At 32.1% G+C, this 15,746-nt stretch carries 12 protein-coding genes, 3 tRNA genes and 3 rRNA genes (1 of these 18 cut by a window edge); 5 read left to right on the forward strand and 13 right to left on the reverse strand.

Going from position 1 to position 15,746, the window contains the following annotated elements; all coding sequences use genetic code 11:
• Positions 1–133: 133 nt before the first annotated feature.
• The gene (locus AXY43_RS12760) at positions 134–778 is read left to right on the forward strand and encodes an HAD family hydrolase (RefSeq protein WP_023975330.1); all 645 of its coding nucleotides are present in this window, start codon (positions 134–136) and stop codon (positions 776–778) included.
• Between the two features lie 290 nt (positions 779–1,068).
• Here AXY43_RS12760 and AXY43_RS12765 read toward each other — a convergent pair whose 3' ends face one another.
• Positions 1,069–1,815: a peptidylprolyl isomerase gene (locus tag AXY43_RS12765; RefSeq protein ID WP_012061040.1), complete on the reverse strand. Its 747-nt coding sequence runs from the start codon at positions 1,813–1,815 to the stop codon at positions 1,069–1,071.
• Positions 1,816–1,995: 180 nt separating this feature from the next.
• Here AXY43_RS12765 and AXY43_RS12770 point away from each other — a divergent pair, with 180 nt between their 5' ends.
• Both AXY43_RS12770 and AXY43_RS12775 read left to right on the forward strand, forming a co-directional pair.
• A complete protein-coding gene (locus AXY43_RS12770) occupies positions 1,996–2,673 on the forward strand; it encodes a uracil-DNA glycosylase (protein ID WP_039773091.1) in 678 nt (225 codons plus the stop codon).
• A 145-nt stretch (positions 2,674–2,818) separates the two neighbouring features.
• Entirely contained in the window at positions 2,819–3,229 is a 411-nt protein-coding gene (locus tag AXY43_RS12775; RefSeq protein WP_039773093.1) for a DUF3785 family protein, read from the forward strand.
• Between the two features lie 223 nt (positions 3,230–3,452).
• Here the strand turns inward: AXY43_RS12775 and AXY43_RS12780 are convergent.
• Positions 3,453–3,528 (reverse strand) — tRNA-Phe (locus AXY43_RS12780).
• Between the two features lie 5 nt (positions 3,529–3,533).
• Positions 3,534–3,650 (reverse strand): 5S ribosomal RNA (gene rrf, locus AXY43_RS12785).
• Between the two features lie 189 nt (positions 3,651–3,839).
• On the opposite strand from rrf (AXY43_RS12785), the gene AXY43_RS12790 reads away from it, so the two are divergent.
• Positions 3,840–4,571 (forward strand): NAD-dependent protein deacylase, encoded by a 732-nt coding sequence (locus tag AXY43_RS12790; RefSeq protein WP_039773095.1) that lies wholly within the window; start codon positions 3,840–3,842, stop codon positions 4,569–4,571.
• Positions 4,572–4,742: 171 nt separating this feature from the next.
• Here the strand turns inward: AXY43_RS12790 and AXY43_RS12795 are convergent, their stop codons facing one another.
• From AXY43_RS12795 to fusA, 4 genes are all read right to left on the reverse strand, one after another.
• Positions 4,743–5,975 carry a competence/damage-inducible protein A gene (locus AXY43_RS12795; protein ID WP_039773097.1) on the reverse strand — a complete coding sequence of 411 codons (1,233 nt, stop codon included), beginning with the start codon at positions 5,973–5,975 and terminating at the stop codon, positions 4,743–4,745.
• Positions 5,976–6,459: 484 nt separating this feature from the next.
• Positions 6,460–7,413 (reverse strand): ROK family protein, encoded by a 954-nt coding sequence (locus AXY43_RS12800; protein ID WP_012061045.1) that lies wholly within the window; start codon positions 7,411–7,413, stop codon positions 6,460–6,462.
• 111 nt (positions 7,414–7,524) lie between these two features.
• On the reverse strand, positions 7,525–7,761 hold the full coding sequence (locus AXY43_RS12805) for a hypothetical protein (protein ID WP_012061046.1): 237 nt from the start codon (positions 7,759–7,761) through the stop codon (positions 7,525–7,527).
• A 240-nt stretch (positions 7,762–8,001) separates the two neighbouring features.
• Positions 8,002–10,083: an elongation factor G gene (fusA, locus tag AXY43_RS12810; protein ID WP_039773099.1), complete on the reverse strand. Its 2,082-nt coding sequence runs from the start codon at positions 10,081–10,083 to the stop codon at positions 8,002–8,004.
• Positions 10,084–10,355: 272 nt separating this feature from the next.
• Between fusA and AXY43_RS12815 the strand changes: the two genes are divergently transcribed.
• On the forward strand, positions 10,356–11,855 hold the full coding sequence (locus AXY43_RS12815) for a hypothetical protein (RefSeq protein WP_039773101.1): 1,500 nt from the start codon (positions 10,356–10,358) through the stop codon (positions 11,853–11,855).
• Between the two features lie 303 nt (positions 11,856–12,158).
• On the opposite strand, the gene AXY43_RS12820 is transcribed toward AXY43_RS12815, so the two are convergent.
• The 6 genes from AXY43_RS12820 to AXY43_RS12845 all read right to left on the reverse strand — a co-directional run.
• Complete coding sequence (locus AXY43_RS12820; RefSeq protein WP_039773103.1) at positions 12,159–12,611, reverse strand: VanZ family protein; 453 nt, start codon at positions 12,609–12,611, stop codon at positions 12,159–12,161.
• Positions 12,612–12,656: 45 nt separating this feature from the next.
• Positions 12,657–13,094, reverse strand: coding sequence for a hypothetical protein (locus AXY43_RS12825; RefSeq protein WP_012061050.1), 438 nt, complete (start codon positions 13,092–13,094; stop codon positions 12,657–12,659).
• Positions 13,095–13,350: 256 nt separating this feature from the next.
• Positions 13,351–13,426 (reverse strand) — tRNA-Ala (locus AXY43_RS12830).
• A 1-nt stretch (position 13,427) separates the two neighbouring features.
• Positions 13,428–13,504 (reverse strand) — tRNA-Ile (locus AXY43_RS12835).
• A 44-nt stretch (positions 13,505–13,548) separates the two neighbouring features.
• Positions 13,549–13,665 (reverse strand): 5S ribosomal RNA (gene rrf, locus AXY43_RS12840).
• A 73-nt stretch (positions 13,666–13,738) separates the two neighbouring features.
• Positions 13,739–15,746: ribosomal RNA gene (locus tag AXY43_RS12845) — 23S ribosomal RNA — on the reverse strand; it runs 900 nt beyond the window's last position.

Raw genomic sequence — 15,746 nt, forward strand, 5'->3', positions numbered from 1 at the left:
TTCTTATTCGTGTCTAATGCTTCAATTATAATATTTATTGACACTAAGGCGCACCAATAAAAGATTAAGTTTGGCACTAAACTATATCAATATCTATTCGTTTATATAAATAACAATTATTTGGAGGTGTAAAATGCTAAGTAATATAAAAGGTGTAATTTTCGATTTAGATGGAACTATTGTAGATTCCATGTGGGTATGGTCTCAGATCGACATAGATTATCTTAAAAAGAAAGGACATGCTGTACCTAATGACTTAAAAAACGATATTGAACACTTAAGTTTTTATCAGACAGCAGTATATTTTAAAAATAGATTTAAAATTGAAGATTCAGTAGATGAAATACTTAGTGATTGGCATCATGCAGCATTTCATCATTACGCTAATAATGTAAAACTCAAATCAGGTGTAAAAACTTTTTTAAGATATTTAAAAGATAATAAAATAAAAATTGCATTAGCGACTAGCAATTCTATCCCACTGCTTGAGGCTTGTTTAAAAAACAATGGGGTTTATGACTATTTTGATTCAATCACTATTACTGATGAAGTCGCAAAAGGAAAAGATTGTCCTGACATATATTTATTAGCAGCAAAAAAGTTAAATATTAAACCTGAATACTGTTTAGTATTTGAGGATATACTCCCTGCTATGAAAAGTGCAAAAAAAGCAAATATGAGGGTGATCGGAATAAAAGATGATTTATGTTTAGAACCTATATCCGAAATTCTTAAGTATTGTGATAAATATATTTTTTCCTTTACTGAGCTTTTATAGATATTAGTTATTATAAATATTTGTTTTATCGCCTACATACGAATAATTAGATTACTAAAAATAATTCAACATTCTACAATGCAAATTTAAGACAAGCTTTTTCTCATGCTGTTAGTATATAAATCTGTAACGTAGGGATATCTGAATACATTTTTATAACATAAAATCATATTTGAATATTATATTATATTCCAAAATAATAACATATGAACTTTAAAATAAAAAAATAAAGGTAATGTATCCATCATTACCTTTATTTTTGAAACTATATTGCTATTAAATAGAAATTTTTATTTTCTTTCAACTCCGTATTTAGCTTCTAATTCCTTCAATATTTGATCATATTTTTTATGTTGATTTTCTTTAATTAAATTATCTAATACACTGTCTTTAACTTCTTCAAAACTTTTGATTGAGGCTTCATTTTTTGCATCTACTAACACTAAATGATACCCAAATTGAGTTTTAACCGGTTCAGTAACCTTTCCTATTTCTGATGTAAAAGCAGCTTCTTCAAATTCTGGAACCATCATACCTTTTGAGAATTCACCTAAATTTCCACCTTGTTGATTAGATGGGCATGTTGAATATTTCATTGCAGCATCTCCGAATGAAATCTTGCCGCTTAAGATTTCTTCTCTTGCCTTATTTGCTTCCTCTTCAGTTTCTACTAGAATATGTCTAGCTGAAACTGTTGCAGGCTGACCAAAAGCTTCTTTATTATCTTCATAGTATTTCTTTACTTCTTCATCTGTTATTGTTACATCACTCAATACTTTATTTATTGCCATTGAAGTTATAACTTCCTTTGATATATTTTCCATGGCGTCTTTGTATTCTTGAGTCTTATCTAATTGTATTTCTTTTCCAAACTTATTCATTAATTCAAATGAAATCAATTGTTCTACCAATTGTTTCTTCTTTTCTTCGCTTTGTAAAGCTCCTCTTTGCTCTTGTGGATATCTACTAATTATTGCATTTAAATCTTTTTCTGTTATTTCATATCCTGCTGCAACAGCTAACACTTTATTTTCCATGTGAATTCTCCTTTATAATCATTTTATATTATTTTTAACAGTTTGTTATATACACTTCATTTTAACAGTATCTACTACTTCTAACAATAATATAACTAAATAAATTTTAGATTTTTAATCAAAAATACATAGTATACATAAAACCACCATAAAATGTTATACTAATTTAGGGGTGATTTAATGTCCGATATATTAAAAAATGATTGGAAAAATTATTTGCAGTCTGAATTCCAAAAAGATTATTATATTAATCTAAGAAAATTTTTAATAAATGAATATAACTCTAAGACCATTTATCCTAATATGTATGATCTCTTTAACGCCTTACATTTTACACCTTATAATAAAGTTAAAGTTGTTATATTCGGTCAAGATCCTTATCATGGACCTGGCCAAGCGCATGGATTGAGTTTTTCTGTTAATCCAGGTGTAAAAACTCCACCATCTTTAATTAATATCTATAAGGAGCTACATACTGATTTAGGTTGCTATATTCCAAACAATGGCTATTTAAGAAAGTGGGCTGATCAAGGAGTCTTATTGCTAAATACAGTACTTACAGTTAGAGCTGGAGAAGCTAATTCCCACAAAAATAAGGGATGGGAAGAATTCACAAATGAGGTTATTAAGGTGCTAAATAAAAAGGAAACACCTATAGTATTCATACTTTGGGGTAATAATGCTATTTCAAAGACTGACTTTATTACTAATCCTAAGCATCTTATAATAAAATCCGTTCATCCTAGTCCATTATCTGCATCAAGAGGCTTCTTCGGAAGTAAACCTTTTTCAAAAACAAACAATTTTCTAATTTCTACAAATCAAGAACCAATTGACTGGCAAATCGAAAATATATAATTATTTAATTTACTTTCCCAATGCTTACATTCAAATTAAGCCTTTATATTATAAAGTAAATTAAATGTTTAAATATAGTTTTGCTAAACATTGTGCATATGCTGGTGTATAATTGATTATACACTAATTTTGAGGAGGTTGTTTTGTGGATTATAAATTTGTTTATGATAATAAAGAATACGTACTAACAGATAATAATTGCGATGGGATATTTTTTGAAGGCGAAAATGAGATTACAGGTCTTTCCTTAGATATAATATTGAATGCTCTAAATGAAGGAGAAGAAGTAAGTTTTTCAACAGAATATTATGGCGATAAATGTGCATGTAATACTCAAGAGCAAATAAATAAATCTTATCGTTACTTAGAGTACCACTTTTACATATATACAAAGGATAATGAATATGTAATAGATACTTTATGTAATGAATATAGGAATACATCTTTTAATAAACTTTTTGGTCTAGGAAAAATTGATGATAGCTATATAGTTAGTGTGACTGTATGTCCTAACTGCGGTATCTACTCAATATATATAGATCAATGTACTGTTTAAGGAATTTCTATATAACTTCTTTACAAATAGTTAAGATTAAAAAAGATAACATTTAGAAATATAATTTAAATGTTATCTTTTTAACGAATATAATTTATTTTTTATTCCTTTAAAATAGTAAACTAAGTTAATTAAACCATTCAAAAAAATTGTATACAAACTTTACTGAATTATAATTTTCTAAAGATATAGAAAAAAGCACTAACTTATGTTAGTGCTTTTATGGTGGCTCGAACTGGAATCGAACCAGTGACACGAGGATTTTCAGTCCTCTGCTCTACCGACTGAGCTATCGAGCCATATTACCTGGCAACGTCTTACTCTTCCACACAGTCTCCCATGCAGTACCATCAGCGCTGTAGACCTTAACTTTCCTGTTCGGAATGGGAAGGAGTGTTACCTCTACGCCGTCATCACCAGATACAAGTAGTATTATATCGAGTTATTTATATTATGTCAACACATTTTTTATTTTTTTATTATAAATATTTTAAAATGCTTAATTCAGCGGGGTTTATATTTTATTTTTCTAATCAATTGTGCAATAATTAAATATACATGATAATGTGTTTTTAATACTTAAAATAAATTTTAATTTGGAGGTTTTTCTATGAGCATTGAAAAGTTATCAGAAATATTAAAGAATAGTAATAATATAGTCTTTTTCGGCGGAGCTGGTATCAGTACGGAATCTAATATACCTGACTTTAGAGGCTCAAATGGCCTATTTAGCGAGAAATTAAATGCTACATTAACTCCTGAACAGTTAGTATCACATACTTTTTATATTAAATATCCTGAAGAATTTTTTAAATTTTATAAAGCAAAACTTATATACCCCGATGCTAAACCAAATGCTGGACACTTAGCATTAGCCAAACTTGAAGAAATGGGAAAATTGAAAGCTATCGTGACACAAAATATAGACGGACTCCATCAAATGGCTGGAAGCAAAAATGTATTCGAACTTCACGGATCTATTCATCGAAATTATTGTGTTAAATGTCATGAATCTTATGATGTGAATTTTATCCTACAATCTAAGGGCGTTCCTATTTGCACTAAATGTGGTGGGGCTGTCAAACCCGATGTAGTTCTTTATGAAGAGGGTCTAGACGATAAAGTAATTAGAGACTCTATAAATGCAATTTCTAATGCAGATACTCTTATTATAGGTGGCACTTCACTTGTTGTTTATCCTGCTGCCGGACTTATCAATTATTTTAAAGGAAAGAATCTTGTATTAATAAATAAAAGTTCTACCTCTGCTGATTCCAAGGCTAATTTGGTTATTAATGATTCCTTCGGAAAAACATTAAGCAACGCTATAAAAGAATTATAAATTTTTTATCTAAATTATGTATAAATAAATTTAATTTGGCAATAAATAATAATGAAGTATTTAACTTCAATATTTAATCGCCTCTCCCCCATTTTTATTTATATACAATTTGTAAAGCCATAATATATTACTTCGTTTGAAATATATTATGGCATTTTTATTTTGCATAATTTATTTAATAAGAATTCTTCTTAGCATATCTAATCCTGTAATTGTAGCCTGAAGCCTTACTTTGTTCCTATCTCCCTTAAACAAACATTTTTGTATCGTTACCTTTCCTTGAACATACACACCTATAAAAACCAATCCAACAGGCTTTTCTAAAGTACCACCTTCTGGTCCTGCAATTCCTGTTGTTACAATGCTAACATCAGTATTAGCTGTCTTTGCAATACCAATTGCCATTTCTCTTGCGGTTTCTTCACTTACGGCCCCATATTTGTTTAAAATATCATTATTAACGCCTAGTCTATTATGTTTAGCCTCATTGGAATATGTTACAGCGCCTTCTAAAAAAACTTCCGATATACCTGGATAATTAATAAGATAGCTTGCTATCATGCCACCAGTACATGATTCTGCCGTAGATATTGTTAGTTTCTTCTCTATCAAAAGCCTAGCTACAACTTCTTCTATGTTAATATCCTCAGTTGCATAAACATTATCCCCAAGTCTGTTCTTAATTTCTTCCTCAATTGGTTCTATCAATTTTAGTGCTTCATCTTTAGTTTCAGCCTTTGCAGTTATACGAAGCATTACTCCTACATCTTTTGCATAAGGCGCAATTGTAGGATTAGTTTGAGTATCTATTAAATCCTTAATCTCCTCTGCAACAGCGCTTTCCCCTATTCCAAGTATCTTAACAACTCTTGAAACCAATATTGAATCTGATTTCTCTTGAAGATATGGTTTAACTGATTCTTCAAACATTGGTTTCATTTCCTTTGGTGGTCCAGGTAAAATGATCATTATCTTATTATCATCTTCTATTATAACTCCTGGTGCTGTTCCATTATTATTATTTATAACAGTTGCTCCTTCTGGAATTAATCCTTGCTTTAAATTATTTTGAGTCATTGCTCTTTCTCTAAATTTAAAATAATCTTCTATCTTTTTAGTTGAATTTTCATCCTTGATTAATTCTTTATTAAAATATTTAGCTGCAACTTCTTTTGTAATATCATCATCAGTTGGTCCAAGTCCTCCTGTAGTTATTATGATATCACTTCTGCTATATGCCTCATCAAATGCATGCATAACTCTTATTTCATTATCTCCTACTACTTGCTGATAATACATATCTATTCCAAGGGCTGCTAATTCCTGAGCTAAATATTGGGCATTTGAATTAATTATATCACCTAATAAAATTTCTGTTCCTATGGCTATAATCTCTGCTTTCATCTTATTACCTTCTTCTTATTTAATTTATAAGTCCACAATAATATTCTTAATTAGAAATTATACTACTAAACTATTACTAATTACAATAATCTCTATTTATATCATAATTAAAGATTGAAACCTATCCAACAATCTATTGAATAGGTTTCATATAAAATATATTCTTTTATAATATGCTATCTCTAAATATATCTAGAGATAGCTTATATAAAAAATTTTTTCATCCCAATTTATTATAGGTAAATACTTTAAATATCAAAATAAAAGTCTCCTTAATTAAGTAATTAACCTAGAATAAACTTAGTAATATGTATGAGAAGAAAAAATTCATTGCAAAGAGAGCTTTCTGTTCTAATTTTATGTGAAATTTTTAATCTTTATTCACATCTATCTGCAATTCTATTATAAAAGTCTATTCTAAATGTTTTAAAGCTCTAGGATTAAGCTAAAAATCTACACTACTTTGCTTGCTTCATTCTTTATATTACTTATCTTCTGTTTCAAGCAATGCTAATGCTACCGCACCAATTACCCCTGCATCTGTACCTAATCCTGCTGGAACAATCTTAACTGATTCTGCCATGGATTTAAAACATCTCTTATCCACAACTTTTCTTACTGTATCAAAAACAATCTCTCCAGCTTTTGATACACCACCACCTATTATTATAATTTCTGGATCAAATATAGATACTGCATTAGCTATAGCTATTCCTAAATAATTCAGTGCATTATTAATTATATCTACGCAAACTGGATCTCCTGCAGCCGCCTCTGTAAACACCTCATATGAAGTAATAGTATCATACTTTCTTAATGAAGTCTCAACTTTACTAGCTAATGCTTCCTGTCCTCTTTTTGCAATTGCAGTTCCTGATGATGTTGCTTCTACACACCCTATATTTCCACAATTACATCTTGGTCCATCTGGTGCCACTGTCATATGTCCTATTTCTAAGGCATTTGAAGTGTGTCCTCTATATACCTTTCCATTTAAGACAGCGCCTCCACCTACTCCAGTGCTTACTGTGAAGAATACTACATCTTTAGCGCCTTTTCCTGCGCCAAACATATATTCGCCGATAGCTGCAACGTTTGCATCATTATCTAAAAATACAGGAACTTCAAACTTTTTATTCAAAGGTTCCACTAAATTAAAATTCTTAAATGGAAGGTTTGGTGTATAGATTATAGTTCCTTTTTCAGCATCTAAAGGTCCAGGGGAACCGATACCAATTCCTTTTATATCTTTATAAGTTACTGATCCATCTTTAATTACTTTTTCAACAGATTCTATAATTCTATTTAATACTGGAATTTCTCCCTCGCTTGCATTTGTAGGAACTGTTGTTTGACATAACACTTCTCCATTTAAATTAGATAATGCAGTACTTATCTTAGTTCCTCCTAAATCTACTCCTATAACATATTTTTGCATAATATAACTCTCCTTTATTTTATTTAATATACCAATAAAAAACAATTTGCTAATACATATTATACTATATTATGCTATTCCAATAAAACCTGTATTTTAAATAATATTTTTTCAAGATCCTTTATTGGCGCTTATGTAATAGTTCCCAAAATCGTCATATTGTGTATAATTGATATTGAATTTATTATCTTGAAGCATAGAATTAATTAATTCTATATCATCCTTATTATTTCTATCTATCCTTATTACAAAATTATCATCTTTGTCTATTATATTTAAATAGTCAAATATATTACTATAATCACTCAACTCTATATTCCCATTAATATCCATGCTATAATCTGACATTGTAGATGCCTCCTTGTTTAAATTGCATAAAATATACTATTACTAAAATATTATGTCTTTCTGCACATGATTTTATCCTATATATATTAATGTAAAATTTACCTTATTCCTTAATTATAGTAAATTTTATTTTACTTCTCTTTATTAAGACAATAAATAAAAAGTACCCTTTATGTAATTACTACACTAGAGTACTTTTTATTCCTATTCCGTAAATTTTAGCTATAACTTTCCGTAATCTTATTTTCTTAATTCATTAATGCTCTCTATGGCTTTCGCTACCTCTATCTCTGGAACTTCCTCATATCTTACAAATTCTTTTGTAAATACTCCTCTTCCTTGAGTTAAAGATCTCAATTCAGTAGCATATTTTCTAATTTCGGCAAGCGGAATTTCTGATATAACCCTTTGCTTGTCCCCTTCTGGCTCCATTCCGATTACTCTTCCCCTCTTTTTATTTATATCAGCTATCACATCACCCATATATTCGTTTGGTAATATAACTTCTACTTTCATTATAGGTTCCAAAAGAATAGGTTTAGCTTGCTCTAATCCCTTTTTATAAGCTATAGAGGCTGCAACCTTAAAAGCCATTTCAGAAGAATCTACAGAGTGATATGACCCATCATGAAGAGTCGCTTTAAGGCCTATAACTGGGCATCCTGCTAAAACCCCATGAGTTATACACTCTCTTAATCCTTTTTCTACTGCTGGAATAAAATTTCTTGGAACTGCACCACCAACAACGTTATCAATAAATTCTAATTCTTCCTCTCCATCTGTTCTACGTTCAAATTTAATTACCACATCTCCATACTGGCCATGTCCACCAGACTGCTTTTTATGTTTTCCTTGTACATCTGAAAATCCCTTTATAGTTTCTTTATAAGGTACCTTTGGTAAACTTAATACTGCTTCTACACCAAATTTACTTTTTATTTTACTTGCGATTACATTAATATGTGTTTCTCCTAGTCCTGAGATTACAATTTCTGCATTTTCTACATCCCTATCAATCTGAAAAACAGGATCTTCATCTTTTAACTTGGCCAAAGCTTGAGATATCTTTTCCTCATCACCTTTAGCTTGTGGGATTACAGCCATTGAGAAAACTGTTTTAGGAAAATTCATTTTGTCATATATTACTTTAAAATCAGGACTAGCTAAAGTATCGCCTGTATTTGTATACTGTAGCTTGGAAATAGCACCTATATCACCAGCTATTATTCTTTTAGCTGGTATTTGTGTCTTACCTCTAATAAAACATATATGGGATAATTTTTCGTTCTTATCTTTATTAACATTTAATACTGTCATATCATCTTTCGCTTCACCTGTAATAACTCTAAAAAATGATATCCTGCCTACAAATGGATCTGCAATAGTTTTAAATACTAATGCAGAAAAAGGCTTATCTTGATTGAGATTAACAAAAACCTCTTCATCTTTTAAAACGTCTACAGCTTTTTGTGGAATAGCATATTCTGGCGATGGAAAACATTCTACAATATCATCAATTAAAGAATCCATTCCAATAACTTTTGTAGCACTTCCACACATAACAGGGGCAATATCCCCATTAGCACATCCACTTATAAGGCCCTTATATATTTCTTCATCACTCAATTCACCTTCACTAAAATATTTATCAAGCAATACTTCATCAGTCTCAGCTACAGCTTCCATAATCATCTTCTTACAATTTTCAACTTCATCCTGGAGCTCTTCAGGTATATCCAATATTTTTATTTCCTTAGTCTTTACATCGTATACTCTTGCTTGTTTGGATATTATATTTATTACTCCTTTAAAATTGTCTTCTTCTCCTATAGGATACTGAATAGGCACCACGCTGATGCCAAACTTTTCTTTAAGAGATGCTAATACTTTATTAAAATCCGAGTTCTCTCTATCTAATTTATTTATAAAAAATGTTCTAGGCAATTTAATTTTGTTACAATATTCCCAGGCCCTTTCAGTTCCCGCCTTGACTCCTGAAACTCCGCTTACAACTATCATACCTACATCCACGGATCTCATTCCTTCGATACATTCACCTTGAAAGTCTGCATATCCAGGAATATCAATAAGATTTATTTTAACATTATCTAATTCAATTGGTGCTACTGAAAGGGCAATAGAAAATTGTCTCTTCTTTTCTTCAGTATCAAAATCTAAAACCGTAGTCCCATCCTCAATATTCCCTAATCTATCTGTAATTTTTGAATAATACAGAAGGCTTTCCGCTAAGGAAGTCTTTCCAGTTCCATTATGCCCCATTAATCCTACATTTCTTAAATTTTTAATACTATAATCTTTCATAATGCTGCCAAACCCTTAATCTACCCTAGAGATTGGCTCCCACCTGCCTTTCACTTAATAATGCTATATGTTATATTTCTATTTCTATTCGTTAAATCCTCCTTATTTTCTTAATTTTCTGAAAATTTATATTTATCCTATTTTTGAAGTAGTCCTTTAAATTAATTTGACGTTTTCTTGTAGTATTAACCAAAAAACATTATAATTTTATCTGTTAATATCTTTAGAATCATGTTTATTACTTTAAATCTATCTTTGTGGAGGAAAATTTAATGAAAGCAAAAAAGAATTTAAGAAACTTCTATATGTTTTGGTTTGCTTTACTTGCAATTTCTATAACTATCGGAGTCTTATTTATAAAACCCCAAGTAGGTGTTGCTGATCAAGGTGATTTCTATAGAATTATGAATGTATCTGGTCTGTCATTATTAGACTCAGATACGAATAATCCTAACTCTGTAGGATATTATGACTTTATTGTGACTGATTATAAGATTACCCCTTTAAACAATACTGATCCTAAAATCATCTGGAATTGTAGTTTGAGCTATCTAATAATACTTGTTAATTATATATGCAAATCACTTGATCATAATATATTTAAAACTCAATATTTAGCTGTCATCTATAGTATTATATATATTCTTTCATTTATCATAATATTAAAATCTTTGAATATAAAAAATAATATTAAATCTATGATGGTTGTACTAATAACCGCATTCATTTTCTTTGATGGTAATTATTTAATTTGGTTTAATAGCCTATATGGAGAACCAATGATGATAACTACACTATCGCTACTTGTTGCATCCATTCTTAACTATATTAAGTACAAATACGTAGTAAAGGGAACGGAAAAATTAATGTCGAAAATACTTTATATATTATTTTCAGCATTTTTATTTTTAGGTTCTAAATTACAAGTTATTACTTCTTTACCTATTATTATAATTCTTATATGTAAAATATTATTGGATAATAGATATAATCTAAATAAAATCAATTTAGCTATTTTATATGTTATTACATGCTTATTGATAATCTATCCTATTCGCATCAATATGAATAGCAACAACTTAAGTAAAGACACCCAGTATAACTCAGTCTTTTATGGAGTACTAAACGAATCTACTACACCAGAGCAAGACTTGATAGATTTAGGCTTAGATCCTGATTTATCAGCTGAGGCTGGGAAACATGCTTATTTGGATTCTGATGAATATGTCAAATATATTCCTGGTTCAGAAATAACTGATGAAAAATTCTACAGTAAAATAAATAACTTTAAACTTGGAAAATTCTATTTAACTCACCCTACTCGTTTATTAAATGGCATGAAATATACCGCAAGTAAGGCATTCTATACTAGTACCGGACTAGGTAAGTACTCAAAAGCTGATAGTTTAACCCCAGTTAGGGATTTCCATCGTTTCACACTTTGGTCATCTATAAGGGAAAAAATATTGCCTAGAAATTTATATTTTATAGGATTAATTTATCTTATTGTTCTGTTATGCTCACTGTATAAATATATTCGAAATAGTTCTAACCCTGAAATCAAGAACAAAATTCTCTTGCTTTGGACTGTTATATTTATAGGTATACTTCAATTTCCAATGCCTTTTGTCGGCAATGGAAAGGCTGATACCTCGAAACAATTATTTTTATTCAACTTCACTTTTGATGCATTATTAATGCTTATTCTTGTTTATATTCTATTTAAAGTAAATAATCTATTTAAAATAAAATTTAATTCATCTCATAAATAGGCTTAACAAGTAATCTTAGAGTAATTGTAATTTTGTTTACTCTAATTAAACCAATATCTATATTTGTTTATCACTAACTTATATTTATGTTTGCATCACATATTTAATTTATTTTATAGAAAATGAAGGCTAAGTATACAATGCTTAATTTGCATTATATACTTAGCCTTCACAATTTTTATTTACTTTTATTCCTTATTCTCATACCTTAAAATAATTAGCTGATTTATATTATTTTAAAATTCGAATGATTAATTTGGTTTTAATATTAAATTACTATATCCCAATTATTCAAATTATCTTTTATTTATCTTCATTAAACTTGCCAACTATATGCATTCTAAATAGATTAATCAATATTAGTGTAATACCCCCAACCGTATCTATTATAACATCTCTAAAAGCACCTTCTCTTCCTAAAACAAATAATTGATGTATTTCATCAGAACAAGCGTAAAGAAATACAAAAGCTACTGTCACAAAAATAACTCTTCTGATATTAAAATACAATTTAAACACATTAAACGCTAATAATGATAATACCATATATTCAAGAAAGTGTGCGCATTTTCTAACTATAAAATTAGTAAGCTGCCCAAATATTCCATTCATATTGATACCTATAGCAGAAAGAATATTTATTACGCCTTCACTTTGAGAATCAGATATTTGAGCAGGTTGATTAGACATAATAAATATCCCTATCATCCAAACTATTAATAAAAACCAGTAAATAATTTTCCTTTTGTTCTTCATATTCCATCCTCTTTAAGTACAATTTTAAAATTCACAGATATTATATTACTCAGACATATATCTATTTATATAAGCAAGTGATTCTTCTAATAATTCTTGCCCTTTTTCCAAACCATCGATTTTCATCTCTAAGCTACAAATTCTTTGATCAATTTGATACATAAACTGCTTTATATCTTGTAGTAACTTTGCTTCATAAGTAACTTGCACACCTTCATCATCAATGTATATTTTTTCTGGTGGAGCACCACACTTAGAACACTTAGCATATATTCCTTGTTTATCTAAATTATTAAACACCTTAAATGTATCGTTATTACACTCTGCACAATTTGATAACATTATAAATTCATAATAACTCACATCATAATAATAAGTACTTCCACAGTCTTTACATACTAATTTAAGTTTATTGTCTTCTGTTGATATATGAAATTCATTACCGCTACATCCATCTTTTTTGCAGACAATAGTTCTTACCATAATCCTACCCCTCGCAATATAATTTTTATACAATAAATAAAAATATTAAATTACATTTTTACATATATTTTACATATAAATTATATATTATAATTCATTCATTGTATACTTTAACAATTAGTATTTTTAGCCTATTTTATACTGTTGTTCTACTATTTTCTGCACCATATAACTCATACCAGTAATAAATATTATTTAACAACAATATTTATAATAATAAAACAAAAAAACTATGAATAAAATTCATAGTTTTTAATGGTGGAGATAAAGAGATTCGAACTCTTGACCCCCTGCGTGCAAGGCAGGTGCTCTCCCAACTGAGCTATACCCCCATGGTGGACCTTCAGGGACTCGAACCCTAGACCTACCGGTTATGAGCCGGTTGCTCTAACCAACTGAGCTAAAGATCCGTAAGTTAAATTTCTTTAACTTAACTCTTGTAATCTACAAGATTACCTCGCAACGTCCTACTCTGCCACACAGTCTCCCATGCAGTACCATCGGCGCTATAGACCTTAACTTTCCTGTTCGGAATGGGAAGGAGTGTTACCTCTATGCCATCATCACGAGATCTTCAATTTGAAAAAACCTTGTTCTTTCAAAATTGCACATAGTTTTTTTAATGTATTTACAACTTGACTATATTGGTCAAGCCCTCGACCTATTAGTATCAGTCAGCTAAATATGTTACCATACTTACACCTCTGACCTATCAACCTTGTAGTCTTCAAGGGGTCTTACTAGCTTATGCTATGGGAAATCTCATCTTGAGGTGGGCTTCACACTTAGATGCTTTCAGCGTTTATCCCTTCCCGACTTAGCTACCCAGCTATGCTTCTGGCGAAACAACTGGTACACCATAGGTCAGTCCATCCCGGTCCTCTCGTACTAAGGACAGCTCCTCTCAAATTTCCTACGCCCGCGACGGATAGGGACCGAACTGTCTCACGACGTTCTGAACCCAGCTCGCGTGCCGCTTTAATGGGCGAACAGCCCAACCCTTGGGACCTACTTCAGCCCCAGGATGCGACGAGCCGACATCGAGGTGCCAAACCTCCCCGTCGATGTGAACTCTTGGGGGAGATCAGCCTGTTATCCCCGAGGTAGCTTTTATCCGTTGAGCGATGGCCCTCCCACGAGGTACCACCGGATCACTAAGCCCGACTTTCGTCCCTGCTCCACTTGTAGGTGTCGCAGTCAGGCTCCCTTCTGCCTTTACACTCTTCGAACGATTTCCGACCGTTCTGAGGGAACCTTTGGGCGCCTCCGTTACATTTTAGGAGGCGACCGCCCCAGTCAAACTGCCCACCTAACAATGTCCTGTCACCAGTTTCATGGCATCCAGTTAGAACTTCAATACTATCAGGGTGGTATCCCAACAACGACTCCACCAAGGCTGACGCCCTAGTTTCCCAGTCTCCCACCTATCCTGTACAGACAATACCGAAATTCAATGCTAAGCTACAGTAAAGCTCTACGGGTCTTTCCGTCCAATCGCGGGTAGCGAGCATCTTCACTCGCACTACAACTTCGCCGGATTTGCAGTTGAGACAGTGCACAAGTCATTACGCCATTCGTGCGGGTCAGAACTTACCTGACAAGGAATTTCGCTACCTTAGGACCGTTATAGTTACGGCCGCCGTTTACTGGGGCTTAAGTTCACACCTTCGCGTTACCACTAAGTGTTCCCCTTAACCTTCCAGCACCGGGCAGGCGTCAGCCCCTATACATCAGCTTTCGCTTTAGCAGAGACCTGTGTTTTTGTTAAACAGTTGCTTGTGCCTATTCTCTGCGGCCTGATTTCTCAGGCACCCCTTCTCCCGAAGTTACGGGGTCAATTTGCCTAGTTCCTTAACTGCAATTCTTCCGTCGGCCTTAGGATTCTCTCCTCATCTACCTGTGTCGGTTTGCGGTACGGGCACTACTTCTCTCTCTAGATGCTTTTCTTGGAAGCATGGAATCAGATACTTCGGTTCCGTAGAACCTTCCCCATCACGCCTCAGAATTGTTGGAACGGATTTGCCAATCCCAACTCCCTAAACGCTTAGACTAGCATCCAATAGCTAGCACATCCTATCCTTCTCCGTCACACCATCGATAATAACGATTATAGTGGTATTGGAATATCAACCAATTGTCCATCGACTACGCCTTTCGGCCTCGCCTTAGGTCCCGACTAACCCTGAGAAGACAAACTTTACTCAGGAAACCTTAGATATTCGGCCTGTAGGATTCTCGCCTACATCTCGCTACTAATGCCAACATTCTCACTCGTAATCAGTCCACCGCTCCTTACGGTACGACTTCAGCCCGATTACGACGCTCCTCTACCGCTCACGTTAAACGTGAACCCGTAGCTTCGGTGGTAAGTTTGAGCCCCGGACATTTTCGGCGCAGGATCTCTTGACTAGTGAGCTATTACGCACTCTTTTAATGAGTGGCTGCTTCTAAGCCAACATCCTAGTTGTCTTAGAAATCCCACATCCTTTTCCACTTAACTTACACTTTGGGACCTTAGCTGACGATCTGGGCTGTTTCCCTTTTGACCATGGAACTTATCTTTCATAGTCTGACTGCCGGACTGATAGTATGTGGCATTCGGAGTTTGATAAGGTTCGGTAAGCGCTATGCCCCCTAGCCTATTCAGTGCTC

It is taken from the genome of Clostridium sp. MF28, from assembly GCF_002969175.1.
Lineage (GTDB): Bacteria > Bacillota > Clostridia > Clostridiales > Clostridiaceae > Clostridium > Clostridium beijerinckii.

Excerpts from the sequence above, each read along its gene's own strand:
- AXY43_RS12760 (WP_023975330.1), top strand. The coding sequence starts at position 134 with ATGCTAAGTAATATAAAAGGTGTAATTTTCGATTTAGATGGAACTATT.
- AXY43_RS12800 (WP_012061045.1), bottom strand. The coding sequence starts at position 7,413 with ATGCAAAAATATGTTATAGGAGTAGATTTAGGAGGAACTAAGATAAGT.
- AXY43_RS12815 (WP_039773101.1), top strand. The coding sequence starts at position 10,356 with ATGAAAGCAAAAAAGAATTTAAGAAACTTCTATATGTTTTGGTTTGCT.
- AXY43_RS12805 (WP_012061046.1), bottom strand. The coding sequence starts at position 7,761 with ATGTCAGATTATAGCATGGATATTAATGGGAATATAGAGTTGAGTGAT.
- AXY43_RS12795 (WP_039773097.1), bottom strand. The coding sequence starts at position 5,975 with ATGAAAGCAGAGATTATAGCCATAGGAACAGAAATTTTATTAGGTGAT.
- AXY43_RS12825 (WP_012061050.1), bottom strand. The coding sequence starts at position 13,094 with ATGGTAAGAACTATTGTCTGCAAAAAAGATGGATGTAGCGGTAATGAA.
- AXY43_RS12820 (WP_039773103.1), bottom strand. The coding sequence starts at position 12,611 with ATGAAGAACAAAAGGAAAATTATTTACTGGTTTTTATTAATAGTTTGG.
- AXY43_RS12790 (WP_039773095.1), top strand. The coding sequence starts at position 3,840 with ATGAGCATTGAAAAGTTATCAGAAATATTAAAGAATAGTAATAATATA.
- AXY43_RS12765 (WP_012061040.1), bottom strand. The coding sequence starts at position 1,815 with ATGGAAAATAAAGTGTTAGCTGTTGCAGCAGGATATGAAATAACAGAA.
- AXY43_RS12770 (WP_039773091.1), top strand. The coding sequence starts at position 1,996 with ATGTCCGATATATTAAAAAATGATTGGAAAAATTATTTGCAGTCTGAA.
- fusA (WP_039773099.1), bottom strand. The coding sequence starts at position 10,083 with ATGAAAGATTATAGTATTAAAAATTTAAGAAATGTAGGATTAATGGGG.